Origin of the sequence: Streptomyces sp. 4F14 (assembly GCF_048159485.1) — a bacterium.
GTDB lineage: Bacteria > Actinomycetota > Actinomycetes > Streptomycetales > Streptomycetaceae > Streptomyces.
The window spans coordinates 341,352-368,277 of record NZ_JBLRVY010000004.1; the positions used below are offsets into that span (position 1 = coordinate 341,352).

Sequence of the window (26,926 nt, forward strand, 5' to 3'; positions counted from 1 at the left end):
GCGCCCTCAGAATCCGCACACCGCCCTCGCGTCCTGGAACCGTTCAGGATGCCGTCGCCGGTACTCGGCCAGGCACTGGGCCGCGGCGGCCCCCTCGCCCACGGCGGCGCCCACCCGTTTGACCGAGCCCGACCGTACGTCGCCGACGGCGAAGACCCCGGGCAGGCTGGTCTCCATCGGCAGCGCGTCGGGGCCGGGTCCGCCGCTGCCGGTCAGGATGTATCCCCGGTCGTCGAGTCGGAGGACCCCGCTGAGCCAGTCGGTCGAGGGGCGGCCGCCGATCAGGACATACAGGCACTGTGCCGGGACGGTCTGTTCGCCGCCCTCGCGGTCACGCAGCCGGAGGCCGGTGAGGGACTCGTCGCCGAGGCATTCGGCCACCTCGGTTCCGAGCAGGACCCTCAGATTCGGGGTCTGCTCGATGCGCTGCACCAGGTAGTTCGACATGGAGGCGCCGAGGCCGGTGCCGCGGACGAGCAGGGTGACCGTGCGGGCGTAGCGCGCGAAGTAGAGGGCGGCCTGTCCGGCGGAGTTGCCCGCGCCCACCATGTACACGTCCTCCCCAGCGGTCGCCGGGGCATCGGAGAGGCAGGCGCCGTAGTAGACACCGGAGTTGAGGAACCGGTCGACGCCTGAGGCCGCCAGCCGGTTCCATGCCACGCCGGTGGCGACCACCACGGCCGCCGCCGAGATCGAGTCCGTCTCGTCCGTGCCCGCTTTGACGAAGTCGATGGTGTGGTCCCCGCTTTCGTCGGGCGTCAGTCGCGTGGCCACACGGGTCGGCTGCCACTCCACACGGGCCCGCCGTGCCTGCTGCAGGGCTCGTTGGGCCAGATCGCCACCGGTGAGCCCGACGGGGAAGCCGAGGTAGTTCTCGATCCGGGAGGTCGAACCCGCCTGCCCGCCGGGAGCGTCGTCCTCGATGACGACCACGCTCATGCCTTCGGCAGCGGCGTACACAGCCGTGGAGAGCCCGCCGGGGCCACCTCCGATCACCGCGATGTCGTAGTGCGTCCGCTCGGCCGGCCGGATGAGACCGAGACGGTCCGCCAGCTCGCTGATCGGCGGATCGGTCAGTTCGGTGCCGTCGCCGAGCCGGACGGTCACCGGACGGTCCTGAGCGCTCTCCTCCGGCAGCCAGCGGAAGATCACACCGCTGCGGCCGAGGAAGTCCCGCACCTCGTAGGCGGCGGGAGAGAAGCGGCTCCCACGCACCTCGGCGGTGGGCAGGCCGCCATGGCGGTCGGTGTTCCATCCGCACAGGGCGTCGTCGAGAGCGGCCCGGAGACGGTCGGCGAGGCCGTCGCCGTCACGATCGACGACCTTGACGCCGACGTCGTCCCGCGTGTCTCCGCGCTCGGTGAGCAACAGCCAGCGCACGCCCGGGTGCTGTGCGGCGGCCGGCTCGGGAGCCCGGTCGGTGACCACGGCGGCCACGGGGACATGCCGCTCGGCCAGTGAACGCATCGCCGCGGCCGTCTCCTCCTGTCCGCCTGCCTGCAGGACGTGGAACGTCGCCCTGTACCACCGTTGCACCATCTCGCCCATCTCATGACGGCGGAGCGGATCGGGATCGGCCAGCAGGATCACCGGCAGCGCGTCATCGGCCATGGGGTCCTCCAGAGTGCGGTGGTACGAGGGATTCGGCGAGCCTCGACAGGAGGCGCACGGCGTCCGGATCGCCCCCGGGCAGGGGATCGCACAGGATCCGGGTGACGAGCCGGAGCAGTTGCGCGGCGAAGAACCGCTCGCACACGGGGTGTCGTACGACCCCGAAGAAGGCGTCGTGGAGCCCGAGTTCGACCGGTGTGGCCGTGCCGCCCGGGCATCGGCCCGATTCCTGCAGCAGGGAGCGTCCACCGGGCACGAGCCGTTCGGCCACCTCCATGTGGACCCGATGGCTGCGCCGGGCGGCCCGGGTGAGCGGGGCGACGGCCGGCGCGGGGTGCCTCGCCCGTACCGCCCGCAGCAGCTCCGGCACCGGAGCGTGGTCGCGGGCCCACTCGCCGCTGAACGCCGGGTGGCAGGCCGTCATGTCGGCCCGCACGGTGGCCGCGTAGCGCCGTGCCGAGCAACTTCCGGTGTGGCGCAGCAGGGCGCAGTAGACGTCGTACAAGAAGGCGGTGTGCTCGACGGCGAGAGGGCTGGGGGCGGAGGAGTCGGCGAGCGAACGCAGCGCATGGGTCTGGAGGTGCCATACGGCGAAGGCGGCGCGATGGCCCACCAGCCAGCGGTAGCGGGCGAGTTCGTCCAGGTCGCGCGGCGCGAGCAGGGTCAGCGGCGGCAGGCCCGACACGGCGCGGCGGACGAGGAGCAGGTCGCTCGCCAGAGGCTGGGGGCAGGTGTCGCAGACCGCGGCGGGCGTCCCGGGCAGCGGGAGCACCACGACGGCCGGCTCCGGTTCCTGCCACGGCTCTTCGACGTGGCGGCAGGGCGGTGCGGTGCGGAGGCCGTTCTTCCGGGCAGTGGGCGCCATGGCAGCTACGACAGTCCGCTCGTCGTCCGGTCGGCCGCCCGGTCCAGCAGATCGGCGGCCCGCCGTACGTCCTCGTCGAGCGGCCGGTCCGTGTCCACCGGGGCGATGAGGTCGGCCAGCCGGTCGTACAGGTCCGCGCAGTGGGGGGCCGTGGGGCGGCGGGCGCCGACGTGCACCGCCTGGCGCAGGGCGACGGCGAGGGAGCCGTGCAGCAGACGCAGTGAACGTGCCTGGTCCAGGGCATTGAGCGCCGCCTGCGTGCCGAAGGGGACGACGTCCTGGTTGTGCCAGTTGGTCGGCAGGCTCTGGATCGAGGCGGGTGTGGCCGAGCGGCGCATGTCCGCGACGATCGCCGTGGCCGCCAACTGGACGCCCTGCACGCCGTGCTGGCGTCCCGGCTCGGGCGTCAGCATGGGCGGCAGACCGCCGTTGCGGCGGGGATCGATCAGCAGGTCGAGCTGGCGCTCGGCCAGGTTGCCCAACTGGGTGGCCGCCAGCGAGAGCAGGTCGGCGGCGAACGCCACCGGCTGCCCGAAGAAGTTGCCGCCGTGCGCCACCAGGTCCCGTTCCGGAAAGAACAGCGGGTTGTCGCTGACCCCGTTCAGATCGTCGCCGACGACACCCGACGCGAACTCCAGCGCGGCACCGGCCGCTCCGATCAACTGGGGCGTGCAGCGGATGCTGTACGGCTCCTGCAGCGCCCGTGTGTCCGTGGGGACCAGCCCGTCGAGCCGGTCCCGCAGAATCGCGCCGGCCGCTGTCGCGCCCGGGTGGTTGAAGGCGTCGAGCAGCGGCGCCGCCAGGAACGCCGGCGCACAGCCCAGTACGTCGGTGAGCAGCGCGCTCAGCAGGAGGGCGGCGCGGTGGGACCGTACGAGCGAGAGCGTGGCCAGTCCGGCCGCCGCCGCGGTCAGCGACGTCCCGTTGACCAGGGCGAGCCCGTCCCGCCCGGCCGGCTCCAGTGGGTCGAGGCCGGTCCGGCGCAGGGCCTCGGCGGCGGGCATCCGGCGGCCCCCGGCATAGGCGTCGCCCTGGCCGCGCAGCGCCCGCGCGATGTAGGAGAGCGGGATCAGATCGCCGCTCGCGCCCAGGGATCCCAGCCTCGGCACCGCCGGGGCGAAGTCGGTGCGCAGGGCGGCGGTCAGGCTGTCGACGACGGCGAGGGAGACCCCGGACCGGGCCTGGCACAGGGAGTGCAGCCGGACGAGCATCGCCGCCCGCACGACGGCCGGGGCCAGGTCCGGGCCCTGCCCGGCGCCCAGATGGGCCAGCGCGTTGTCGCACTGCGCCGCCGCGCTGTCCCGGCCGTCGAACACCACCAGGGGGCCGAAACCGGTGGACGCCCCGTACACCGGCCGCTTCTCGGCGAGACAGCCGAGCATGAACGCGTGGCACGCGGCGACCCGCTCCCGCACCTCCGCGCCGATGCCGACGGCGACCGGGGCGGCGGCCCGCTCCAGATGGCCGGGGAGCAGCGGGAACGCGGGCGAGATGACGGCTGGGTTGGTCAGGGTCGACACGGAGTTCCTTGCGCGAGTGGAAGGTGGGGTCGGGACAGGGGACGGGGCGAGACGGGGCACAGGCGGCCTCGGTCAGGCCGTCGCCTTCGGCCGGCCGAAGGCCCAACTGCCGTGCGCTGTCGGGTCGTTGCTCGTGAAGCAGTCGTGGTACGCCTGCCTCAGCTGTGCCGAACCGGACGCGTGGCCGAGCGCCGTGGCGACCCGCTGTCCCTGAAGGACGTGGTCGTGCTCGGTCAGCGTGCCGTCGCCGTCGGCGTCGATACGGTCGAAGCCGGCGCGGATCTTCTCCATGGCATAGGGCTGAGCAGTCATGTCTCTGGTTCTCCTTGAAGTGGGAGCAGAGCGCGAGCGCCCCCCGAAAAGCGGCTCCACTCCGTACACTCAGGCTGTTGCAGAAGGTCACGACCCGCAACCGGGACTGTCCGGGGGGCACAGCACGTTGTGGTCCGCCGGTCGCGGATCTCGTCGGCGGGGCCGAAGCGAACGCTCACGGGCGTGTGCGGGCCCGGCGAGGTCCCGGGTGAACACCTGTGACGGCCTGGTGGTGACCGGTTCGGGCACGGCCTCGGCCAGGTGGGTGGCCTGGCCACGGCGTTCGCCCGCCTGCCCCCGTTCGTCAGCTCCAGCACCACGGCCCACTCACCCGCGTCCGACGGCGTGCGCCGGGCCGCGCTCCCGGAGATCATTCCCAAGCGCGCCGACGCTTCTCCCCGGACCGCCGACGACGTCTCGGTCCGGGCCTGTTCCTTCTCCAGTCGCTCGGCCGGCACTCGGGGAACGATGGCCATGCGCCCTGTTCCCGCGCGACCTCATCGCTTCCCTCGCATCTGCCCCGAAGCAGGGAACTGAAGCACCGTTCGAGATCCCTTCCCGGACGGCCTGCCGCCCCTGCTCACCGAGTACCACGCCACCGGGACGGTTCCCGACTGGGCCGACCCCGACCGCATCGCGGGCGCGTACGACTCCTTCAAGGACGACGGCGTGCAGCTCGCCGCCGCCCTGTGCCTGAGCGGGGTACCCGGCTCGTACGCCTCCCCGCACGCAGCGCGGGTGATGACCCAGACCCAGCGGCTGCGGCAGCCGGCCCGCCGGACGGCGGAGACGTTCCAGTTCATCCTCTATCTCATGGCCGAGGAACCGCTCGCGCCGAGCGGCCGGCTGATCCGCGCCTGCCGGAAGGTCCGGCTGGTCCACGCGACCGTACGGAAACATGGTCGCCCGCGAAGGCACCTGGGACCAGTCGCTCCCGATGCTCGTCACTCGCGCGGTCGGGTGACGAAAGGAAAGGCATGAGGGAAATGACGATCGATATTCGGGACTTGACCGAGACACAGCGGACCCACTGGCAGAACACCTACTCCGCCCACCCGGGCATGTACGGCGAGGCGCCGTCCGCGTCCGCCGTCCACGCCCTGATCGAGGGGCTCACCGCACGCGGCTACACCCTGGTGACCGTCCCCGAGCTCTTCGCAGGTCTGGAGCTGCGGCCCGGCCGCGACTACCGCCGCCGGGCGAACGCCCTCGCCCCGTACATCCCCGCGTCGGCTCCCGGAGCCGTCGTCCTGCGGTACGGGCCGACCCGGTCACCGCAGGACAACGACACGTTCCGCGCCGAACGCCCGTCCGCCGGCGTATGCCGCAGCGCTCAACTCACCAGCGGCGAGAGCGCCTTCGCGACGCGCAACGACACTCCGTACGACGTGGAAATGCACGCGGAACCCCGTTGCGCCGGAAAGCCGTTCGTCCTCGGACCGACGCACGAGCAGTACGGCCCTGTCCGCAGTTTCAGGGTCGTCGGGCCTGCGAGCGCCCCTCCTGCCGGCTCGCCGTGGTGAATGGCTTCCAGCCTCCGTCACGCCATTCGACGACGGTCAGCGCGTCGGCGTCCAGCCCGCTGTGGTCGTCCGGGCTCATCCGGTACACGCCGGTCGTGCCCACGTGCGTCATGTTCTCCAGCTCCGTGCGGGCGCGGACCCGGTCGCGGTGGCCGTAGAAAGCCTGGTGGAGCAGGGAGAGGGCGTCGGCGCCGTAGCCGACGTACGTGCCCACCGGGCCGTGGCCCGCGGCCTCGAAGCTCTTGGCGAACGCGCGCACGGCGTAGCCGTTGGGCAGCGTCGCCGGGGCCTGCTGGTGGGCGAGGAGCCAGGGGGCGATCACCCTGGCTCCCGTCGCGGCGGGACCCGCTGTTTCGGCGAAGCCGGGGTGGCCGGCGGCGGGGCTGAAGTACATCGGCCCGCTCCAGCCGAGCGCGCGGGCGTCGCGGGCGACGATGCCGTTGTAGGGCGGGGTCGTGAACACCGCGAGCACGTCCGGTCCGGCCTCGATCAGCGGCTTCAAGCCTGCTTCCAGGTTGTCGGCGGGAGGGACGAACTCCTTGTGGTCGACGAGTTCGAGTCCCAGGCCGGCCATCTCCTGCCGCATCTCGTCCCAGGCTTGCGGCGGCGAGTTGGACTCCGTGCTGAACGCGGCCACCCGGCGCAGTCCGGCCTGCGCGATGGCCTGGAGCATCCGGGTGGTGGTGAGCGCGATGGGGGCGCCGCTGCGGAAGACGTACGGCTGCGTCGCCCGGCCGCCCGCCGCCGGCATGACGACGGGGACGCCCGCAGCCTGGCCGATCTCACCGACTACGGCCGCAGTAGCGGGAGCCGATGTCCCCAGCAGGGCGTCCACCCGGTCCGTCTCCACCAGGTGCCGGGCCAGCGAACGGGTCTCGGCCGTACGGCCCCGGGTGTCCCTGACCAGCAGCTCCACCAGGTCACCGGCGGCCGCGTTCACCATCTGAGCCTGGTGCCGGACGCCGAGCAACTGCCGTGCGCCCTGGACCCGGCCGCGTCCGCTCGTGTCGAGGAGCACGCCGACACGCAACGGCTCCAGACCGTCCGCCGCCCGGCGCGTTCCGGGGGCCGCGACCGCGTGGGGTGACGCGGTGAGGGCGGCGGTCAGCAGTCCGGCGACGGCCGTGCGGCGGGAGACCGCGACAGGCCGAACAGAATCACCCATGCCTGTCCTCTTTCTCGAAGTCGAGGATTTCGATAATCACTCCGGAATTATGGCGCCGATCTGCGACCTGGTCCCGATAACTGTCGGCCGTCGAAGAAAAGACACATAAAAGTACCCCCACCCGGGTGGCCTACAGCCCTTTGACTCCCTCTGCGGATATCGACCACTATTTTTCACCGGGACCATAACGCCGTCCCGTTCTGATTATCGCCCGATTTCCCGGATGCCCAGAATTCACCGGAGAGGCGTTTCTTCAGTGACCGATCAGCTAGTGAAAGCGAAAGACGGCACACTCCTCGACCGCCCGCCGGGCAACACCGTGCTGTACGCCGCCCAGGGCGGTTACAGCGCCGTCCTCTCCGCGGTGAGCCCCACGCTCGCCGAGGCGCAGAAGACGTGGCCGATGTCGAACACGGCGATGGGGCTGTATCCGTCGCTGCTGGCCGGGACGATGATCGTGTCCGGGTTCGGCTACACGCGCTGGGCCGCGCGCAAGGGGCGGGCGTTCGTCCTGTCCGTGGCGGCGGGCGCGGTGGCGCTCGGTGCCGTTGCCGCCGCGCTCGCGCCCTCGCCGCCGGTGCTGCTGCTGGCCGTCGCGGGCCTCGGTCTGTCGACGACGGTTGTGCAGGCCGGTGTGATGTCCGCCCATGTCGACCGGGGTGCGGGGCATCAGGCGCGTCGGCTGGCGCTGAACGGTCTGTGCGCCAGTCTGGCGTCGCTCACCGGTCCGCTGGCGGTCACGGTCGCCGTGCACACGGGGCTGGGGTGGCGGGGTGCGTGGTGGTGGCTCGCCGTGGTGTTCGTCGTGCTCGCCGTCCTGCTGCCCTCGGCCGTACCCGACGGGCGTGGCGCCCCCTCCAGGGAGCGGAAGAGGGGCCGGCTGCCGTTGCCGTACTGGTGCGTGACGGCGGGGGTGGCCGGTGAGATCTGCGTGGTCTTCTTCTCGCCGCGGGCCGTTCCGGTGGCCGGTCTTGTCTCGTCCGGGTCGGTGCTTCTCCTGTACTACGCCGGGGAGTTGTGCGGCCGGGCGGTGAGTTACGGGGTCACGTTCCGGCCGGGTGCCGAGGGTCCGCTGCTGGCGGGCTCGTTGGTGCTGGCGCTGGGCGGGTTCGGCGCCTTCTGGCTGGCGGCGTCCACCGGGGTGCGGCTGGCCGGTCTCGTGGCCGCGGGCGCGGGGATCGCGAACTTCTTCCCGATCGGCGCCTCGGTGGTGTCGGCGCGGGCGCCCGGGGCGAGCGACCAGGCGATGTCCGGCCTGCACCTGCTGGTCGGAGCGGCGACTCTGACCGGCCCCCTCCTGCTGGGCACGGTGGCCGACCGGGCGGGGCTGCACGCCGCGTTCGCCCTGGTGCCCAGCCTGTTCCTGACCATGGCGGTCCTGCTCGGCGCGGGAACGCTCACCACCCGCCGACGGGATGTGGCTCGATGACACCGACCGAACTCCTCCTGATCCGCCACGCCGAGGCGTGGTGCAACATCGACGACACCGTGGGCGGTCCGCGCGGATGCCGCGGGCTGACACCGCGCGGACACGAGCAGGCTCGGCTGCTCGCCGCCCGGCTGGGCGAGGGGCACACCGGTGCCGGGCGGGTGGATGTGCTGTATGCCAGCCCTCGGCGGCGTGCGGCGCAGACGGCCGAGGCGATGTCCCGCACGCTGGACCTGCCGGTGCGGTTCCTGCCGGAGTTCCGCGAACAGGACCTCGGCGCGGCGGACGGCCTGTCACGGGCCGTCCTGCACAACGGGTTCGACGGCAACCCCGTCCTCGAACCGTGGCGCGTCCCGGCGTCCGGCGCGGAGTCCTGGTCCGCCTACGTGGCCCGTATCTCCGCCGCCTTGACAGCACTGGCGGAGGCCCACCGAGGCCATCGTGTCCTGGTCGTCACCCACGGCGAGGCGGTCAACGCCGCGCACCACGTCTTCCTCGGCCTGCCGCCGGACTGGCCCGGGCCGCTGCCCGTGACCGTGGACAACACCGCCGTCACCCGCTGGCGCGAGCAGCCGTGGGACCGGCACCGGCCCGCGCTCGGCCTGCGCTGGGACCTGTACGCCCACAACGACACCGCCCACCTCACCCAGCCCGTACCGACCACCCTCTGAACAAGGACGACCGGCACCACCATGCGTCTTCTGCTCATCTCCGACCACGCCGACCCGCTCGCCCAGCCGGGCAGCGGCTTCAGCGGCGGACAGAACGTCTACGTACGCAACCTCGCGGCCCGCCTGGCGGCCATGGGCAGCACCGTCGACGTCGTCACCCGCCAGGAGTCCGCCGCGCTCCCCCACCAGCAGCCGATCACCGACGGAGCGCGCGTCCTCCGGGTCCCGGCCGGTCAGTGCGGGCCGCTGCCCCGGGACCGTTTCGGCGAGGTGCTCGACGCGTTCACCCAGGCCGTCGACCAGGTGTTCCGGACGAACGGCCCCTACGACGTGGTGCACAGCCACTACTGGTACTCCGGTGAGACGGCGCTCACGCTCGCCGAACGCCACGGCGTGCCGGTCGTGCACACCCACCACTCCCTGGGCGCCGTACGCCGTACGGCCCTGGGCGGACGTCTCTCGCCTCATGCCCAGGAGCACTTCGATGTGCGGCACCGGGCCGAGAGCCGGATCGGGCGGCGGGCCTCGGCCCTCGTCGTCAACTGTCCGGCCGAGGCGGACGACGCGTACCGGCTGTGCGGGACGCCCCCTGAGCGGGTGCGGCTGGTGCCGCCGGGGGTGGACACCTCCGTCCTGCGCCCCGTGCCGCAGGAGGAGGCGCGTGCCGCCGTCGGCCTGCCTGTCGGGGTGCCCGTCGTGCTGTTCCTCGGGCGTCTCGAACAGCGCAAGGGGTGGGAGGAGGCCGTCGAGGCGTTCGCCCTGGTCCGCAGGCGGCTGCCCCGGGCGCGGCTGGTCGTCGTCGGCGGGGACAGCCACGGGCAGGGCACCGGTGCCCTGGTCGCGCTCGCGCGTGACCTCGGTGTCCTGGCCGGCCTCGACCTGCGGGGATCCGTGCCGCACGAGGAGACGGCGCTCTACTACAACGCCGCCGACGTCACGGCCGTCCCCTCGCGCTACGAGCCGTTCGGCCTGGTCGCCGTCGAGTCCATGGCCTGCGGAACCCCGGTCGCCGCGACCCGCGTGGGTGGTCTGGCCTGGTCGGTCGGGGACGAACGGGTCGGCGCCCTCGTCCCCGCCCGGGACTCCGCCGCCCTCGGCAACGCCCTGCTGGGCATCCTCGACAAGGGCCGCACCCACTTCCACCAGGCGTGCCTGGACCGGGTCGCCTCGACGTTCACCGCGCAGGCGTGGGCGAGCGGGGTCCGTGAGGTGTACCGGTCGGTCGCACACGGCTGACGCATCACGGCCGGCACGCCTGACCAGGGCCGCACCGAAGCTTCGTACCGGCGGCCGGCCCCTCGGTGCGCGGTCGACGGTGTCCTCTCCCCGCCTGTCGGTACCGCGAAAGCGAGTACGTTCGGCTACTGTGCGTCACAATCCTTCGTCACTCCAAGGAGTACTGTGCGCCACCTCTCCCCTCGATCCCGTCTCCTCGTCTGCGCCGTCGCCGCCCTCGCGGCCGCCGTGCCGACGCCGTCCTCGTACGCGAGCCCCGCCGGATCCGTCGACCTGTCCGTCAAGGCCGAGATGGTCCAGCAGGCACCCGGTACGACCGGCCGGCAACTGCTCACCGTGACCAACCAGGGCAGCGTGACCACCGGCAAGGCGCTCCTGACCTACGTCACACCGCCGTACACCAACGTCGACCGTGCCACCGCTCTGCCCGTCGGCTGCGCGATGCGGTACGAGAACCCCGACCCGACCGTTCCCGAAGTGGTCACCTGTGTCGTACCTGAAGGGCTCGGTACGGGAGAGCGGCAGGAGTTGGCCATTCCGCTCGCCGTGACCCAGCGGGCCCGGATCACCGGGATGGTGCGTGGTTTGGTCACTGTAGTCCCCGCAGCGGACTCCACCGACGTCGAAGCCGCTGTCAACGACAACTGGGTGCCCGCCTACCTCTCTTTGACCCGCCCCACGCCGGCCACTCCGGAAGGCGACAGAATCGGTCTCTACCTGGCCGGCCCTGTTTCCGTGCTCACGGAGGAGGGAACCGCGGATACGGCTCTCGTCCCGGGCAACGTCGGTCCGGCGCAGGGCCGCGGGCAGGTGCAGATCAGCGCGGTCACGCCGTTCACCTTCAACGTCGATGAGACCAAGCCGCTCCCGGAAGGCTGTTCCCTGGTCCTCAAGGACCCCTTCATCGGCACCCCGGAGATCGTCGTGTGCAGACTCTCCGCTCTCGCCGTGGAGGAGCAGCGGACGGTCACGATCCCGCTGCGCAGGGCGGAAGGCGCGCACGCGGTGGGCCTGCTCCTCGGTCCCGCGCTGATCGCCCCCGTGAGCCCGGAGGACGTCGACCCCGACCAGACCGACAACATCGCGACACTCACTGTGCTGGCCCCGAACCGCGACGCCTGACAGCAGCCGAGCTGCTCACGGGCGCTTCCTGCCCTCCTCCTCCCACCGGTCGCGCGATCACCCGATACGCGTAAACATCGTTATCCATGACAAACCCTCTCCGAGATGACAAGTACGACACCGTCCTCGCCCGCCTCGACGCGAACGGCGACGGGGTCGTCTCCCTCGCCGACTACACGGCCCTGGCCCTCAGCATCCTCGACGTGATCGGCGAACGGCCCGAGGGCGAGAAGGCGGGCGCGCTGCTCGCGGCGTACGAGGAGGTCTGGAATCAGCTCGCCGACCTCGCGGGGATCGACCGCGCCGGGTCCCTCTCCCACGAGGACGCCCGACGGACGCTGCGGCGGCTCGCGCAGGACTGCTCCGCCGGGTTCGAGGCCGCGCTGTCCCTGGCCGGCAACGCCTTCGCCGCGGTGCTGGACGTCGACGACGACGGCACGGTCTCCCCCGCCGAACTGACCTGGGCGCTGATGCAGCACGGCCGCACCGAGCGGCAGGCCGTGGACGCCTTCCACCGCCTCGACCTCGACGGCGACGGACAGATCTCCGTCGACGAACTGCGCGCCGCCTTCCTGGATTTCCACCTCAGCGAGGACCCCGACGCCCCCGGCAACCATCTCTTCGGCACGGCCGTCTCCCTCCCCGTGCCCGAACCCGCGCCGCCCGTCACCGCCCCGCTCGCGGTCGACGGCGGGACGCCGGTACGGACGGCGCCCTGGCCGACGTACGACATCGGGGACACCTTCCTCAGCACCCGGGACGTGGCGGCGGCCGAGGCGGCGGTGCGGGCCCGGCGGTACTACCGCTACGACTCCCGTGCGGTCGCCGACACCTGCAACGGCCGGCTGGAGGCGCGGCTGCGGGAGTTCTTCGCCGTCCCGTACGCGCTGACCTGCACCAGCGGCACCACCGCGATCGCCCTCGCGCTGCGCGCCCTCGACCTGCCGCCCGGCTCGCCGGTCGCGTGCTCGTCGTTCACCTTCTCCGCGACGCCGAGCGCGATCCTGCTCGCCGGGCACCGGCCCGTCCTGGTCGACTCGGACGAGAACCTGCACCTCGACCCGGACCGGCTGCGCAAGGTGCTGGCCGACGGCGCGGTCGCGGTGGTCGCCGTCCACATGCGCGGGATGGCCTGCGACATCCGCGAAGTGTGCGCGGTGGCCGCGGAGTTCGGGGTGCCGGTCGTCGAGGACGCCTGCGCGGCCGTGGGGGTCGAGATCGACGGGCGGCGCGCGGGGACGTTCGGGGACGTGGGCGCGTTCAGTATGCAGTCGGACAAGACCGTGAACACCGGGGAGGGCGGCTTCCTCGTCACCCGTGACCCGGAGATCTACGCGCGGGCGATCGTGTACGCGGGCTCGTACGAGGGGCGTATGGGCCGGCACTTCACCGACGGGGCCGACGCGCCCGGCGTCGACGAGATGGCGTACCCCGTGTTCGCCTGGCGGCTCGACGAGGTGCGCGCGGCCCTCGCGCTGTCCCAGTTCGACCGGATCGGGCTGCGCCTGGCCGCGCAGCACCGCAACTACCGCTTCGTCACGGACCGGCTCGGCGATCTGCCGGGCTTCGTCGTACGCCGGCCCGGGGCGCCCGGTGCCCTGCTCGGCGCCCAGTTGATCCTGCGGCTGCCCGGCGCCGACGCCGAGCGGGTGGCGTGGGTGACGCGGGCGCTGGGCGCGGAGGGCATCACCGCGCGGCGGTTCACGGATCCGGAGCGGCCCAACGCGCGGGCCTTCTGGAACTGGCGGTACCTGGTCGGGGACGACCCCGAGCGCGCCAAGGAACTGGCTCCGGCGACCGCACGCTATCTCGGCGAGGCCGTGGACATCCCGTTGTCGCCGAACGTGACGCCGGCGGACTGCGCGGATCTGGTCACGGCGCTGCGGAAGGTGGGCGCGCGGTTGGGGTGAGGGGTGGGTCTCACCAGCCGACCCCGAAGAACACCCCCACGGTCGCCGCCAGCACGATCACCCCGAGCAGCGGCCAGTACAGCGCCTTCGCCGGCAGGTTGGCCTGCCGGGTGAGGATCTCGCCGGACCGGTCCAGCGCGAAGAGGACGCCGATGGCCGGCTTCCTCGACGCCCTCGCCTGAGGGACCCCCTGGTCGTGGGCCACTCCTGGGGCGCGGCCGTCGCCCTGGTCCTGGCGACGAGGGCCGCGCCCCGCCTCTCCGGCCTCGTCCTGGAGGACCCGCCTGCCCGCCTCTCCCCCACGGCCCCGCTGCGCGAACTCCTCTGCGCGCTCGCCCTGTCGGAGACCGAACTCCGCGAGACCCTCGCTCTCGCCCACCCCGACCGGCACGAGACCGACACCGCGAGCCTGGTGGGGGGTGCGGCGGGCGGATCCGGAGGTCTCGGCGAGTGTGGTGAGCGGCGGCGCCGTATCGGGACCGCTCCTTCCCCTGCTCGCGCCGGTCCTCCTCCTCGCGGCCGATCCGGAGTGCGGAGGGTCACCGCCGGAGGAGGACCGGGCGCTCGTCGGGCGGTATCTGCCTGCCGGGGGCAGGGTGCTGGATCTGCCGGGGGTACCGCACGAGGTCCATCGCAGCCGTTTCGGGCAGTTCGTGCGGGCCGTCCGGATGCTTGCCGACCGCCACCAGCCTCGCGGAACAGCGGAGCTATCGGAGTGATACTCGCCGGATCCGTGTTTCGGAGCGTGACGGCCAGTCGCATTCGTGCAGAATCTCGATTATGCAAGATCCTTTCGATCTGGCTCTCGTTCGTCCTGTTCCTGCGGACTCGGGCTCAGCGGAGCGTGCCGGTGAACTCGCCGATGCGTCTGAGGAGTTCGGCGACCTCGGCGCTGCGCTCGTGGGGTCGCAGGCACTGAACCGCCCCGGTCAGGCACGTGTCGGCACGCGTGGACTGGAGAGTCGGGTAGGTGTCGACGAAGACGTTCCAGTGGGTGAGGGCGGGTTCGAGGTGGCCGAGGCGTAGGTGGGTCTCGGCGAGCCGGGCGCGGGTGAGGGCGGCGGGGAGGTGCTCGGTCGGGGTGCGCAGGCGCAGGGACGTCGTCAGCGCGGTGAGGGCGGCGGCGTGGTCGCCGAGGGTGGCGAGGGCCTGGGCACGTTGGTAGTGCAGGGCGCCCGCCGGGTAGCTGCTGAACGGTCCCGGTTCGGCGGGGGTGCGAGCGTAGAGGGTTTCGGCGCCGGTCAGGGCGGCTACGGCGGCATGGCGGTCGTGGTGCGCGTTGAGGACGGCCAGATGGATACGGGTGTAGGCGCGCACGGCCGGCGGGGCGCGGTGCGCGTACCTGTCGGCCTGTTCGGCGAGGCGGAGGACGGCGGGGGTGTGGTGGCCGAGGTCGTGGGCGTGGGTGGCCATGGTCCGCAGGGCGATGGCGAGGGTGGTGCGGTCGTCGGCGTCGGCGGCGAGGCGGGCGGCGATCTGGTGATACTGCCGGGCGGTGGCGTGGTGGCCGCTGTCGGCGTACATCGAGCCGAGCAGCAGGGCGAGTTGGGCGGTGACCGACAGCAGGCCGCCGTGCACATCGGTGTCGGCGGGGCGGTGCAGGAGGGGGGTGGCCTCGTGGGCGAGGTAGGCGGCCAGCGCGGAGCGGATGTGCCGGCCGCCGTGCTGGTCGGCGGCGGCGAACACCGTGGTCATGGCGCGCAGTTGGGTGATGTCGTGGTGTCCGGCCCGGCGTCCGACGCCCCGTGGGCTCGCGAGGAGCCCTGACGGCTTCCGGTTCTCGGCGTGGTCGGGGAGGGCGAGGGCTGTGGCGGTGAAGACCCCGGCGCTGAGCAGGGCGCGGCGGTGGGGGTCGGTCTCCGCCTGGGCGAGTTGCGTGAGTTTGCGCATGGGGTCGGCCTCCCAGGCAGGGTCCACGACGACGGCCGGGGCTCGGGTGAGGCCGGCGTCGTACGCAGTGATGCGTCTGCCCAGGCGGCGGGAGAGGCATTCCAGGAGCAGGCCGGAGACCGGCGGGCGGGGATGAGTGCCGTCCAGCCAGCGCCGTGCGGTGGTGGGGTGGATGGTCAGGGTCAGGCCCTGCTCGGCAGCGACCTTCCGTATTTCGGCGGCGAGGCGGGCCGGGCTCCAGCCGGCCGCCTCCAGCAGGAGAGCGAGGCGCGTGTTGGGGGTGCGCGGCATGGCGGCCTCCCAAGAGTCCGGGCAGGTGCCCGTGGACGGGGTGTCCCGCATCAGCGTCCATGGGCCGGGAAACGGAACTCGCTGCGATGGTGCGTTCGCGGTCTTCCGGGAACAAGACGTGACTCGGTCATGTGCCGGGCGTGCGGGACATGGGTCGTTCCGCGGTGCGCGTCGCGTCCACGGGCGGTGCGGCGTGGACGGCCTCCACCGCCGTACGCCGACGTGAACCGGCCCTGCGCCGGACCGAACTCCACCAGCTCCGTCGGGCTGCCGGCGGCCGGCATGCCGACAGGACTTCGGCCAGGGTCAACGGATCCTGCACGGCGTCAGCCCCCCTCCCGCACCTCACCGCCGGCAAACGCGTGCCGCGGCGACTGACGGTCAGTCAAGTCGGCACTCCAGCCGGAAGTAACCGTGTGCGCACGGCATATGCGAGGAGTGCTCACCCACCCCCGGCGGGCCGCGCACACCCCGCGCGAATCCGCGCACACGGGCGGTACGAGGAACTCCGCACCGCGGGACGCCCGACAGCCCTGTTTCACATATTCACCAAGTGGCGTGTTGTGCTCGATGCCCGCAGGCCGTCGTCATGGCCCGGCCACGCGCCGGGTGCTGAACTGACCTCCCAACGCGCCACGTCGACTCGGAAGCACGCTCTTCTCAGGAGGAGGCCAACGCGATGGCGAGCCCATCCATGACGCCGGTCGCGGACGAAGGCGCGGACCGGTTCCCCGACCTCGCCGGACTACGGAGCCTTCCGGTACCGCAACTCTCCCGTCTGGCCGCCGACATCAGATCGTTCCTGGTCGACAGCGTGTGCGCGACGGGCGGGCACCTGGGACCGAATCCGGGCGTGGTCGAGCTGGCTCTCGCTCTGCACCGGGTGTTCGACTCACCCCGGGACACCCTCGTCTTCGACACCGGCCACCAGGCGTACGTACACAAACTGCTCACCGGCCGCTCCGCCGGCTTCGCGACCCTACGGCAGCCAGGCGGCCTGTCCGGTTGCCCGTCCAGGGCCGAGTCGGCGCACGACGTGGTGGAGAACTCGCACGCCTCCACCGCACTCTCCTACGCGGACGGCCTGGCCAAGGCCCGCCAGTTGTCCGGCGAGCAGGACCGGTCGGTGGTCGCGGTCATCGGCGACGGGGCCATGACCGGCGGCATGGCGCGGGAGGCGCTGAACAACCTCGGCGCCGTGCGGGACCGGCCGGTGGTCGTCGTGCTCAACGACAACGGCCGCTCGTACGAACCCACCCACGGCGCCCTCGCCCGGCACCTGGACGTCCTCAGGAGCGGCGCGGCGGGCCGGAATCTGTTCACCGATCTCGGGTTCGCCTACGTCGGGCCCGTCGACGGGCACCGCACCGGGGAGATCGAGGGTGCGCTGCGGCGGGCCCGACACCTGGGCCGTCCCGTGGTGGTGCATGTGGTGACCGTCAAGGGGAAGGGGTACGAGCCCGCCGAGCGGGACGAGGCGGACTGTCTGCACGCGGTCGGCGGGCAGGGGGCGGGCTCTTCCGGGCCGTCGTGGACGAACGTGTTCGCCCGCACCTTGGCCGAACTCGCCGCTGAGCGTCCCGAGATGGTGGCGGTCACCGCGGCCATGCCGCGGCCGACCGGCCCGCACGTGATGCGGCAGGCGTTCCCGGATCGGGTCTTCGACGTGGGGATCGCCGAGCAGCACGCGGTCACCTCGGCGGCGGGGCTGGCGACGGGGGGCCTGCGCCCGGTGGTCGCGGTCCACGCCACGTTCCTGGGCCGCGCGTTCGACCAGGTGCTCATGGACGTGGCGCTGCACCGGCTGCCGGTCACGTTCGTCCTGGACCGGGCCGGGATCACGGGCCCGGACGGGCCGGGTCATCACGGCATGTGGGACCTGTCGTTGCTCGCCGCCGTACCCGGTATGCGCGTCGCCGCGCCGCGCGACACCGAGCGGTTGGGGTTTCTGCTGCGCGAGGCGGCCGCCCTTGACGCGGGGCCGACCGCGCTGCGGATCCCCAAGGCCACCGCCGGGCCGCCGGTCACGGCGCTGGCCCGGATGGACGGCGTCGACATCCTCCACCGTTCCCGGCATCGGGGCCCGGACGTGCTCCTCGTACCGGTCGGCCCGCTCGCCGAGGCGGCGGTGGGAGCCGCCCGGGTTCTGGAGAGCGAAGGCATCGGGAGCACGGTCGCCGACCCCCGCTGGGTGCTGCCGGCCAACCCCACCCTTGCGGTGCCGGCCGGCCGGCACCGGCTGGCGGCGTCACCACCGGCGGGGTGGGGTGGGTTCTCGCCGAGCTGTGCCGGTCCCGGAACACCGGCACCCCCGTCCTGCCGCTGGGCCTGCCGTGCTCGTTCGTCCCGCACGGTTCGCGCGCCCGCGCTGCTCGCCCAAGCGGGACTCGATCAGCGAGGCATCGCCGACGCCGTACGCACCGGCCTGCCGGGCCACCGGGGAGTGACGCGATGACCAGCGTCGATCTCGGCCTGCCCACCCCTCCTCCGGTCCCGAATCGCCGCAGGAGCCGCCGACCGCGCGTCGGCACGGTCTCGGTGGGCGGGGACGCGCCCGTCTCGGTGCAGACGATGACCACCACCAGCACCGCCGACGTGGACGCCACCTTCCGGCAGATCGCCGAGGTCACCGCCGCCGGCTGTGACATCGTCCGGGTCGCCGTGCCGTCCGCCGACGATGCCGACGCCCTGCCGCGGATCACGGCGAAGTCCCCGGTCCCGGTGATCGTCACGTCCACTTCCAGCGCCATCGAGGTCCGGGACAAGTCGAAGGTTGTCCGGCTCTCGCAGACCACACGGTCGGTGAACTGGACGATGGAGACCGTAGAGGCGCTCGATACCAGGTTTCCCCAGGTCAGCGGTCCACTCAGCGGCGTTGTCCGCTGTGCGACGCACAACCGCCAGTCAGCGGTGCAGCAGATCAGCGCCGCAGACGCGAACTGGGTTCAGGCGGTGTCCCCGGCCGGCATCACCTCCGTCGCCTTGGTGAACGGCGTGCTGCGCCGACTCGCCGCACACGGGCTACGAGAAGGACACCGAGCTCGTCGAAACGGCCGAAGCGCACCAGCACTACGCACTGCCTCGTGAACCGACTACCCCTATCCGCTCGGCCACGGACATTACCGAAAGGACGGCCTCATGAGCATCACCACCGGCCGCGAAGCACCCTCCTACGACGACGGCAGCAACCTCGCCGCGTCCATGAACAGCACACAGCCGGACGTGGATCGCTTCCCACCACACATCCGGGCCCGGGCACAACACCTGCGTGACCACCTGACCAGCCACGTCGAAAAGGACGGCCTGGTACGCGACCGGTGTGGCAGCCGGGTGCTGGAGTCGGCCTTGCTGCTGTCCTTGCTACGCAAGACACGCACGATGCCCATCGTCCACGACGGCCTCGCAGGTTACCTGCGAGGCACCTGCCCGGACGACCCCATGGACACGATGATCGTCGAAGCGGTCATGGGGCACCCCGGACGCCACGACGGGGCAGTGGCCTATCTGGAGGAGTTCCGGCACCACACCGGTGCCCGCAAACGCCTCATGCTCAGCACGCTGCTGTCCTTGACCGGCGTCACGCCCATCGACACGAACGCTGACGCGCGCGCCCTCAGCTACCAGGGGTACGCGACATGGACCGAACTGTCCCTGTGTGCCATCAAGATCCTCCACGACCACACGCGCGCAGGACACGCCGGTGTGAGCACCGCAGACCGGAATTACCTGGCCGGCAGACTCGCATCCGCCGACCCCGATCAGGTGTGGGAGGGAAATGCGCTCGCACACCTGATCGCCCTGCACGCCCTGCACGCCTGCCGACCGGACAGTCCCCTCCTGCACAGTGGCATCACCACTCTGTGCCGGATCCGCAACAGCGACGGCGGCATGCCCTTCATCGCGGGCCAGGAGATCTTTGTCACCGCCCTGGCCGGAAGAGCACTCGCCGCAGCCCGGGCCCCGCAACCGCTCCTGATCAAGATGGGCGACCGGATCTCCGGCCTGCAGCAGAGCGACGGTGGCTGGGGGTACACCGAGACCACATCCCAGACCGACGTCGACGACACAGCTGTCTGCGTCGAATTCCTGCGTATGACCGACGCAGCCCGCTACCGGCAGGGACTCGCCCGGGCAGAACAGTATCTGAGCGCGACGGCCGACCCCCGTGGAGGATTTCCCACCTACCTGCCCGGCCATGAACGCGAGGCCGATGTGACCGCCGGAGCCGTCACGGCCTTGTCCGCATCCTGGCAAGACCACGCCCCACTCCTGGAGAAGTGCGTCGACTTCCTCCTCTCCACTCAGCGAGACGACGGCACCTTCGAAACCAGCTGGACCCGCAGCCGGTCCAGCGCCATCCACCGAGTTCTGAACGCCCTTCGCCACGTACCCCCAGCCCCGGCGGCCCAGAACTCACGCATCGCACACGCCACCTCCGCAAGCACCAGCTACCTCGCCAGAACCCAGAATCCCGACGGCGGCTGGGGCTGCCACCCGGGCAAGGACAGCGACGTCGTCTCCACCGCGCACGCCCTGCCGGTCATCGCTCACACCCGCGACCGCGACACCCTCGGACGAGGGCTGCGCTACCTCCTTGCCCACCAGAGCGCCGACGGCGGATACACATCGGTCCCCGACCAGGTCGGCCCACGCCCCCTGCCCTTCGACTACCCAGTGCTTGCCGACGTCCATGTCCTGAACGCCTTCACCCAACTCCACGGCTCCCTGCGCACCACAACCACCGAGCCGAATCAGCCCTGACAGACGCCCGGGCCGACCTCACCACACCATGACGTGGCAGGTGCCGGGTGCTGCGAGAACACCCAACTGAAGGAGACAACGGAATGGTCAACAGCACTTCCCCGTCCCTCAGCGAGACCGACGTCCGCGACACACGGCTACGGTTGTGGTGTCCGATCCCGACAGAGCACAACCCCCTGGGCCCGGAGGTCGAAGAGCGGACAGCGGCATGGATTCGCCGGCACCGGCTGGACAGCGTGACGTCGGGTCAAGACCGGCTGGCCTGGTCGGTGTGGATCTGCCGGTGTACGTCGATGCTCTACCCGGACGCTCCGCTGGAGCGGCTCCAGCTCGCGGCGGACTTCAACGCCTGGTTCTTCGCGATGGACGACTACGTCGACCTGCCCGGCGGTGCCGGAGACGCTGCGAAGGCGACCGTACGGCTGGCCCAGTTGGTTCGGCCTGTCGAGGCGCCTGAGGCGGCACCACTGGACAACTCGCCATTGGGCGTGGCCCTGGCCGACCTTGTGGCCAGGCTGTCACGGTGCGCGACGCCCTCGCAGCTCGCCCGGTTCGCGGACAGCTTTCGCCGTGGGATGCTCTGCGTGGCCTGGCACCGCTCGCTGCTGGACGACGGTGAGCAACATGATCTCAACGAATATGCGACCCTGCGGCTGGGTGCTTCGTTCGTTCCGCCCTATTCGGCGCTGTACGAAATCATCCACGGCTACCGCCTTGGCGCAAAGGAACTGGCCACACCGCCAGCGCGAGCACTCACGGAAATGGCCTGGCTGCTGATCGGCCTGCACAACGACGTCCACACATGGGCCAAGGAAGAGACCAGTCACACGCCCGGCATCAACGCCGTCACGGTGCTGGCCCGCGAGACCGACGGCGACGTTCAAGAGGCTCTGGCCCGCGCGCTGGCCCTGAGCAACCAGGTCACGGCACTTTTCGTACGGCTGAGGGACCACACTCAGGAACAGGCTTCGGACGGACTACGGCACTATCTGCGTGACCTGGGGCGCCTCATCTCGGGAAACGTGGAATACCACCTGCACATGCCCCACTACCGACGGGGGCTGAAGCCCGGACACCAGGAGCTGCTGAAGCGGATCTGGATCGACACCACCCCTGCGGACGTCGCCCCCGGCCCGCCGCCCGCGCTGACCTCGATCGCCTGGTGGTGGCAGCAACTACCGGAGACCGCAGCACCCACGACCCGCCGGCCCAGCACCGCGTGAGACGCCACCGGTGAGGAGCGACAAGGAAGTTGCCGAGCCGCTTCGTGGCCTCGGGCGCCTTCCCCGGGACCACGCTCCGTGACGTCGTCCCCGTACCGGATTCGGCGAACCGGGACGCCACGGACTTCACCAACCGCCGCACACACCCCCGCATCCCACGTCGTCTTCGGCCAAAGCCCCGCGCGCCTGCCTCGACGCAGCCCTCGCCCGGCTGTTCAGGACCGCTGCCGCCGCTGTTCGACTGCTTCCCTCACCTGGAACTCGCGGTCCCCGAAGCCGAACCGCGCTCATTCCCCAACCTCGTTCTCCGGGCACGCATGTCCCTCCCCGTCGCCTGGTGACGGAGACGAGGACGACTCCCCGGCGGATCCACGATGCGCCTCCGGACCACCAAGCACTTCAGAGGCGCCCGTCCAGGCGGTCGGGGCATCGTTCCCCCGTTCGGCCCTGTCGGAGTTGTCCCGCGCCCGTGGCCCCCCAGGCTGGACAGGGTGAGCAACGCAGGCACCCTCGCCGAGGAACTGGAGGCCATGGGCCGCCGGGAGCGGCGCAAGGTCGTCCTCGTGCACCCCGGATCACACACCCGGCTGACCGCCGCCGAGCTGTGTACGGCGGTGCGCAGGCGGGCCGCTCACCTGCTCGCGTCCGGGGTGCGCCCGGGAGACGTGGTGGCCGTGCTGGCCTCCCCCACCGCCCCGGCCCTCGTCTCCGTGCTGGCGGTGGTCAGAGCGGGCGCGGCCGTCACGGTCCTGCCGGTCCGGCCGATGGGGCGCGAGCCGGCGGCGCAGAGCGAGCACCTCGCGCGGATCGTCGCCACCGCCGCCGTACGCCATGTCGTCGTGGACGACACGCCCCCGTACTCCGGACTCGGCGACGCCCTGCGCCTACGCTGCGCGGGCCTGCGGCTGCACGGCGTCCGGGGCGAGGCCCGGCCGGTGAACCTCCCGACGCCGGACCCGGACGACCTGGCGGTGGTGCAGTTCAGCTCGGGCAGCCTCTCGGCTCCCAAGGGGGTGGCGCTCACGCACCGGGCCTTCCTCGCCGGGGTTCGCTCGCTGACCGGTCTGCTGGAGATCGACGCGGCCGACGTCCACGTCAACTGGCCGCCCCTGCACCACGACTTCGGCCTGGTGATGACGCTGGCACACCTCCTGGCCGGCGCCGAGACCCACGTGGTGGCCCCGCTCTCCTTCGTCCGTGACCCCGGCGGGTTCGTCCGCTACCTCTCCGCGACGGGCTGCACCGTCATGCCGTCGCCGGACTTCGGGTACGCCCTGATGGCCGACGCGGGGACGGAGTCGTACGACGGTCTGGATCTGAGCCGCCTGCGGGTCGCGGTGAACGCCGCCGAGGAGGCGCGGGCCGGGACGATGGAACGGTTCACCCGCGCGTTCGCCCGGTACGGACTGGCACCGGCCGCGCTGTGTCCGGCGTACGGGCTGGCCGAGGTGACGTTGCTCGTGACGGCGACGCCGGTGTCCGCCGTGCCACGGGTGCGGTACGTCGACCGGGCGCTGTTGGGTGACGACCGGGTCGTCGTGCCCCGGGCGGCGGGCGATCCCCGGGGCAAGCCGGTGACGTCCGTGGGCGTCGCCGGTCCGGGGGTGGAGTTGCGGCTGGTGGACCGGGGCGGCGTCGTCGTTCCCGACAGGTCGCTCGGTGAGGTGCAGGTGCGGGCGCCGGGCATGATGGCCGGGTATCTGCATGCCCCGGAGGTGACCGCCGCCGCTTTCGACGGGCCCTGGCTGCGGACCGGTGACCTGGGGTTCCGGGTGGACGGGGAGCTGTACTGGGCCGCCCGGTGCAAGGAGATGATCGTCTGCGAGGGGCGCAATCTGTTCCCCGAGGACGTCGAGGCGCTCGCCCGTGAGGTGCCCGGGGTGTTCCGGCGGCGGTGTATGGCGGTCGCGACCGTCGGGGACGGTGGTGAGGAACGGATCGCGCTGCTCGCCGAGGGGGTTTCGGACACTGCTGTGCTGGAGGACGTGCTGCGCGGGCGGATCGGCGATGCGCTCGGGGTGGGGTGCCTCGATGTGCGGGTGCTGCCGCCGGGTGCGCTGCCGCGGACGACGAGCGGGAAGTGGCAGCGGCTGCGCGCGCGTGACCTGATGGATTCCGCCGACCTCATGGACTCCGCCGGGCGACCTCCGGCGGCCGGCTCGATCAAGGAGTACCTGACATGACCGTCTCCCCTTCGCTGCCCCGCGCCGGCGTCCTCGCCGCCGTCCGTGAGGCCGTCGCCGCCGTGGTGCCGGTGTCCGTCGCCGAGCTGGGCGAGGACACCCGGCTGCTCGATCTGGAGGGCATGACGTCGGCCAAGGTCATCCGGGTCGCTGCGTACCTCGAAGAAAGCATGGGGGTGACGCTGATCAGCGAGAGCGCGGCGCCCTGGCACACCGTCGGGGACGCTGTCGACGCGGTGTCGGAGGCGGCGGGCCGGTGAGGTCCGTCGCCGTGACCGCCTGCTGGACGGGGTGCCCCGACCCGCCGGAGGACCTGCTCGCCCCCGGTGAACTCGCCCTGCTCCAGGGGCTGCCCGCGTGGCGGCGCCGGGAGACCGCCCTCGGCCGGATCACCGCGCACGCCTCGCTGCGCCTGCTGCACGGACGCGCGTGGAGTGTCCTGCGCGATCCGTCGGGGGCTCCCCGGGTGGTGGGCGCGCGGGCCGTCGTCTCCATCGCGCACTGCGGGGACGTCGTGACGGCCGTGGCGGGTACGGCCGGGCCGCTCGGCGTCGACGTCGAGCGCGCGGGAAGCGGCCCGCATCCGTTGCCCCGCTGCCGGGCCCCGGGTGCCGAACACCTCGACCCGATGCTGGAGTTCGCCTGTCAGGAGGCCGCGGTGAAGGCGTACGGCGACAGTGTCTGGCGGCTGGAGCGGTACCGGGTGCGCCCGGGGCGCGGGCGGCTGGACGTGCTGCACGAGGAGGGCGTCCTGCGGGCGTGGCCGCATCTGTACGCCGGGCACTTCGTGGTGGTCGCCGCCCGTCCCGGGTCCCGTCCCGAGCACCGTGCGCTGGAGCCCCGTGAGGTGCTCGCCCTGGAAGGAGCCCTCCGGTGAGCCGGACCGCCGCCAACCTGCCGCCGGGCGCCCTGCGCCGTGCCGCTCCCCTGCCGGCGGCGCTCCTCCCGGACGGGGCGGGCGGCGGCTGGCGGGTCTCCTACCACTCGACCGGCCACGACCACCGCATCCGCACCGTCACCGGCATGGTCCTGACCCCCGCCGCCGCCCCGCTGCGCCAGGGCTGGCCGGTGCTGAGCTACGCCCACGGCACCGCCGGCCTGGACGACGCCTGCGCGCCCTCCCGCAAGGGCCTGTTCCCCTTCGAGCGGGACTACCTCGCCCACTGGCTCGGCCTCGGCTACGCGGTGACCGTCACCGACTACCAGGGCGTGGGCGGCGGTGGCCGGCACCCGTACCTGCACGGCGAGTCCGAGGCGTGGGCCGTCACGGACGTCGTACGCGCCGCCCGCCAGCTGGATCTGCCGTTCGGACGGCACTGGCTGGTCTGCGGCTTCTCCCAGGGCGGCCACGCGGCCCTCAACACCGCCGCCGTCGCCCCGGGTTACGCCCCCGAGCTGGACTTCCGTGGCACCCTCGCGCTGGCGCCGCCGCACCGGTTCCAGGACATGTGGGCCCGCCTCACCGCCGACCCGGACGCCCCGCTGTCCCCGCTGCTCCTGCTGATCCTGGAGGGCCTGGAGTCCGTCCACCGGGGCTTCGACTCCGACATCCACCTCACCCCGCGCGGGCGGGCCCTCACCCGGGTCGCCGACGAGGCGACGTACTACGCGCTGCTGCGGGACGCCATCGTCCACAGCCCCGCCGAGGTCCTGGCCTCCGACCTCAGCACCGACGCCGAGTTCCAGTCGATGCTGGCCGCCCTCGACGCGCCCGTCGGCCGCTTCCCCCAGCCCGTCCTGATCGCCCACGGCCTCGCCGACACGATCGCCGACCCCGCGGCAACCGCCCGGCTCGCGGCGGACCTCACCGCCGCCGGCACGGACACGACCTGGGAGGGCTTCCCCGACGTCGACCACACCGGCATCCTCACCGCGTCCCTGCCCACCACCGCGCGCTGGATCGACCGCGTCTTCGGCGTCCACGACAACACCCCGGCGGTGCTGGCCGCGCGGGGCCGGTGAACGACCTGCGTACGGCGCGGCAGGCCGCCGCCGTCCTCCTCGACACCGGGCCGCCGCCGGGCACCAGCCCCTACCCCCTGTACCGGGCGTTGCACGAGGCGGGGCCGCTCAGGCTCGGTGACAACCTCGTGGTGCTCAGCCGCTACGAGGACTGCCGCCGGGCCCTCGCCCACCCGGCGCTCGCGCAACGCGACACGGACTGGCAGGAGCAGTACGCCGCGCCCGCGCCCGGTGTCGCCCAGCAGGTGATGGTCACGTCGGTCATGCACGCGAGCGGCGCGAGGCATCGCCGTCTCCAGCAGGCGTTCGCCCCCGACTTCGCCGTGCGGGCGTGCCGGGCGCGGCAGTCCCGCCTGGTGCAGCTGGTCGACGGCTACGTGGACGCCGTCGCGGAGGCCGGCGGCCAGGTCGACGCCGTACCGGTCCTCGCGGAGCCCCTTCCGGTGGACGTCCTCGGCGAGATCCTCGCGATTCCGCCCCGCGACCGCCCGGTGCTCGCACGGTGGGTCGCGGAGTTCCTGCCCGCCATCGACCGGCCCGGTGTCGCCACCCCCGCCGCCGATCGTGCGACGGCCCAACTGCACGCGTACATGCAGCAGTCGGCGGTGGGATTCCCCTCCCTGACCGAACCCCAGGACCTCGACGAACTCCCGCTCCACCTGGTCTTCCTGCTCATCGCCGGTACCTACACGACCGCCAATCTCATCGCCTCCGGCCTCGCCACCCTCGCCGGCCATCCGGACCTGTGGTCACGGCTGGCCCACGACCCCGACGCGTACGTCACCGAGATCCTGCGCACCACCCCGCCCGTGCGCGTCACCTCGCGCTATGCCCGGGGCGCGGTCGACCTCGGCACGGTCACGGTGCCGGACGGCTCGCTGGTGCTGATCATGCTCGAAGCGGGCCAGCACGACGCCCTGGCCTTCCCCCACCCCGACCGTTTCCTCCCCGGCCGACGCCCCTCCCCCGCACTCCTCGCCTTCGGCGCGGGCCCGCACTACTGCCTCGGCGCACCCCTGGCCCGCCAGACGGCCACCACCCTCTTCACCGCCCTGGCCACCCGGTTCCCCCACCTGAGCGCGGCCGGCCCTCCCACCGGGTCGGGCAGCGCGGTGCGGGGTGGATACCGGAGGCTGCCGCTGCGGTTCGAAACGGCGTAAGGAGGCGGCGATCACCGGCCGCCGACCCACCGCCCGTTCGGTGCGCCCCTCTCAGTCGAGGAGGTGGGCGCTGTCGGGGACCGGCCGTTGTA

At 72.4% G+C, this 26,926-nt stretch carries 23 protein-coding genes; 16 read left to right on the forward strand and 7 right to left on the reverse strand.

Annotated elements, in window-relative coordinates:
- Positions 1-6: 6 nt before the first annotated feature.
- The 4 genes from ACLZOT_RS08665 to ACLZOT_RS08680 form a co-directional block, all read right to left on the reverse strand.
- Positions 7-1,611 (reverse strand): NAD(P)/FAD-dependent oxidoreductase, encoded by a 1,605-nt coding sequence (locus ACLZOT_RS08665; protein ID WP_416968173.1) that lies wholly within the window; start codon positions 1,609-1,611, stop codon positions 7-9.
- Positions 1,601-2,476, reverse strand: a complete 876-nt coding sequence (locus ACLZOT_RS08670) for a hypothetical protein (RefSeq protein WP_416968174.1) — start codon at positions 2,474-2,476, stop codon at positions 1,601-1,603. The genes ACLZOT_RS08665 and ACLZOT_RS08670 overlap by 11 nt, the downstream gene beginning before the upstream one ends.
- 5 nt (positions 2,477-2,481) lie before the next feature.
- On the reverse strand, positions 2,482-3,996 hold the full coding sequence (locus ACLZOT_RS08675; protein ID WP_416968175.1) for an HAL/PAL/TAL family ammonia-lyase: 1,515 nt from the start codon (positions 3,994-3,996) through the stop codon (positions 2,482-2,484).
- Between the two features lie 72 nt (positions 3,997-4,068).
- The gene (locus tag ACLZOT_RS08680) at positions 4,069-4,308 is read right to left on the reverse strand and encodes a hypothetical protein (protein ID WP_416968176.1); all 240 of its coding nucleotides are present in this window, start codon (positions 4,306-4,308) and stop codon (positions 4,069-4,071) included.
- A 669-nt stretch (positions 4,309-4,977) separates the two neighbouring features.
- On the opposite strand from ACLZOT_RS08680, the gene ACLZOT_RS08685 reads away from it, so the two are divergent.
- Together ACLZOT_RS08685 and ACLZOT_RS08690 are read left to right on the forward strand one after the other, a co-directional pair.
- The gene (locus ACLZOT_RS08685) at positions 4,978-5,289 is read left to right on the forward strand and encodes an oxygenase MpaB family protein (protein WP_416968177.1); all 312 of its coding nucleotides are present in this window, start codon (positions 4,978-4,980) and stop codon (positions 5,287-5,289) included.
- Positions 5,290-5,294: 5 nt separating this feature from the next.
- A complete protein-coding gene (locus ACLZOT_RS08690) occupies positions 5,295-5,831 on the forward strand; it encodes a hypothetical protein (protein WP_416968178.1) in 537 nt (178 codons plus the stop codon).
- On the opposite strand, the gene ACLZOT_RS08695 is transcribed toward ACLZOT_RS08690, so the two are convergent.
- Positions 5,782-6,996 (reverse strand): ABC transporter substrate-binding protein, encoded by a 1,215-nt coding sequence (locus ACLZOT_RS08695; protein ID WP_416968179.1) that lies wholly within the window; start codon positions 6,994-6,996, stop codon positions 5,782-5,784. The genes ACLZOT_RS08690 and ACLZOT_RS08695 overlap by 50 nt on opposite strands.
- Positions 6,997-7,267: 271 nt before the next feature.
- Between ACLZOT_RS08695 and ACLZOT_RS08700 the strand changes: the two genes are divergently transcribed.
- The 5 genes from ACLZOT_RS08700 (at position 7,268) to ACLZOT_RS08720 (ending at position 13,364) form a co-directional block, all read left to right on the forward strand.
- Complete coding sequence (locus ACLZOT_RS08700; RefSeq protein ID WP_416968180.1) at positions 7,268-8,425, forward strand: MFS transporter; 1,158 nt, start codon at positions 7,268-7,270, stop codon at positions 8,423-8,425.
- Positions 8,422-9,096, forward strand: coding sequence for a histidine phosphatase family protein (locus ACLZOT_RS08705; RefSeq protein WP_416968181.1), 675 nt, complete (start codon positions 8,422-8,424; stop codon positions 9,094-9,096). Before ACLZOT_RS08700 ends, ACLZOT_RS08705 begins: the two co-directional genes overlap by 4 nt.
- 21 nt (positions 9,097-9,117) lie before the next feature.
- Complete coding sequence (locus tag ACLZOT_RS08710) at positions 9,118-10,332, forward strand: glycosyltransferase (protein ID WP_416968182.1); 1,215 nt, start codon at positions 9,118-9,120, stop codon at positions 10,330-10,332.
- A gap of 165 nt (positions 10,333-10,497) precedes the next feature.
- Complete coding sequence (locus ACLZOT_RS08715) at positions 10,498-11,454, forward strand: hypothetical protein (RefSeq protein WP_416968183.1); 957 nt, start codon at positions 10,498-10,500, stop codon at positions 11,452-11,454.
- A gap of 86 nt (positions 11,455-11,540) precedes the next feature.
- Positions 11,541-13,364, forward strand: a complete 1,824-nt coding sequence (locus tag ACLZOT_RS08720; protein ID WP_416968184.1) for an aminotransferase class I/II-fold pyridoxal phosphate-dependent enzyme — start codon at positions 11,541-11,543, stop codon at positions 13,362-13,364.
- A gap of 10 nt (positions 13,365-13,374) precedes the next feature.
- Here ACLZOT_RS08720 and ACLZOT_RS08725 read toward each other — a convergent pair whose 3' ends face one another.
- Together ACLZOT_RS08725 and ACLZOT_RS08730 are read right to left on the reverse strand one after the other, a co-directional pair.
- A complete protein-coding gene (locus tag ACLZOT_RS08725) occupies positions 13,375-13,755 on the reverse strand; it encodes a hypothetical protein (protein ID WP_416968185.1) in 381 nt (126 codons plus the stop codon).
- A 443-nt stretch (positions 13,756-14,198) separates the two neighbouring features.
- Positions 14,199-15,545 (reverse strand): tetratricopeptide repeat protein, encoded by a 1,347-nt coding sequence (locus tag ACLZOT_RS08730; RefSeq protein WP_416968186.1) that lies wholly within the window; start codon positions 15,543-15,545, stop codon positions 14,199-14,201.
- Positions 15,546-16,224: 679 nt separating this feature from the next.
- Between ACLZOT_RS08730 and ACLZOT_RS08735 the strand changes: the two genes are divergently transcribed.
- The 9 genes from ACLZOT_RS08735 (at position 16,225) to ACLZOT_RS08775 (ending at position 26,834) form a co-directional block, all read left to right on the forward strand.
- Positions 16,225-18,000, forward strand: a complete 1,776-nt coding sequence (locus tag ACLZOT_RS08735; RefSeq protein WP_416968187.1) for a 1-deoxy-D-xylulose-5-phosphate synthase — start codon at positions 16,225-16,227, stop codon at positions 17,998-18,000.
- Complete coding sequence (locus tag ACLZOT_RS08740) at positions 17,997-18,632, forward strand: flavodoxin-dependent (E)-4-hydroxy-3-methylbut-2-enyl-diphosphate synthase (protein ID WP_416968188.1); 636 nt, start codon at positions 17,997-17,999, stop codon at positions 18,630-18,632. Before ACLZOT_RS08735 ends, ACLZOT_RS08740 begins: the two co-directional genes overlap by 4 nt.
- 51 nt (positions 18,633-18,683) lie before the next feature.
- Complete coding sequence (locus ACLZOT_RS08745; RefSeq protein WP_416968189.1) at positions 18,684-20,306, forward strand: prenyltransferase/squalene oxidase repeat-containing protein; 1,623 nt, start codon at positions 18,684-18,686, stop codon at positions 20,304-20,306.
- 83 nt (positions 20,307-20,389) lie between these two features.
- Positions 20,390-21,529, forward strand: coding sequence for a terpene synthase family protein (locus ACLZOT_RS08750; RefSeq protein ID WP_416968190.1), 1,140 nt, complete (start codon positions 20,390-20,392; stop codon positions 21,527-21,529).
- Between the two features lie 491 nt (positions 21,530-22,020).
- Positions 22,021-23,712, forward strand: coding sequence for an AMP-binding protein (locus ACLZOT_RS08755; RefSeq protein WP_416968191.1), 1,692 nt, complete (start codon positions 22,021-22,023; stop codon positions 23,710-23,712).
- On the forward strand, positions 23,709-23,972 hold the full coding sequence (locus ACLZOT_RS08760) for a phosphopantetheine-binding protein (protein ID WP_416968192.1): 264 nt from the start codon (positions 23,709-23,711) through the stop codon (positions 23,970-23,972). The genes ACLZOT_RS08755 and ACLZOT_RS08760 overlap by 4 nt, the downstream gene beginning before the upstream one ends.
- Entirely contained in the window at positions 23,969-24,589 is a 621-nt protein-coding gene (locus ACLZOT_RS08765) for a hypothetical protein (RefSeq protein ID WP_416968193.1), read from the forward strand. Before ACLZOT_RS08760 ends, ACLZOT_RS08765 begins: the two co-directional genes overlap by 4 nt.
- Positions 24,586-25,674: a lipase family protein gene (locus tag ACLZOT_RS08770; protein WP_416968194.1), complete on the forward strand. Its 1,089-nt coding sequence runs from the start codon at positions 24,586-24,588 to the stop codon at positions 25,672-25,674. The genes ACLZOT_RS08765 and ACLZOT_RS08770 overlap by 4 nt, the downstream gene beginning before the upstream one ends.
- Positions 25,671-26,834, forward strand: a complete 1,164-nt coding sequence (locus ACLZOT_RS08775; RefSeq protein WP_416968195.1) for a cytochrome P450 — start codon at positions 25,671-25,673, stop codon at positions 26,832-26,834. The genes ACLZOT_RS08770 and ACLZOT_RS08775 overlap by 4 nt, the downstream gene beginning before the upstream one ends.
- Positions 26,835-26,926 lie beyond the last annotated feature (92 nt).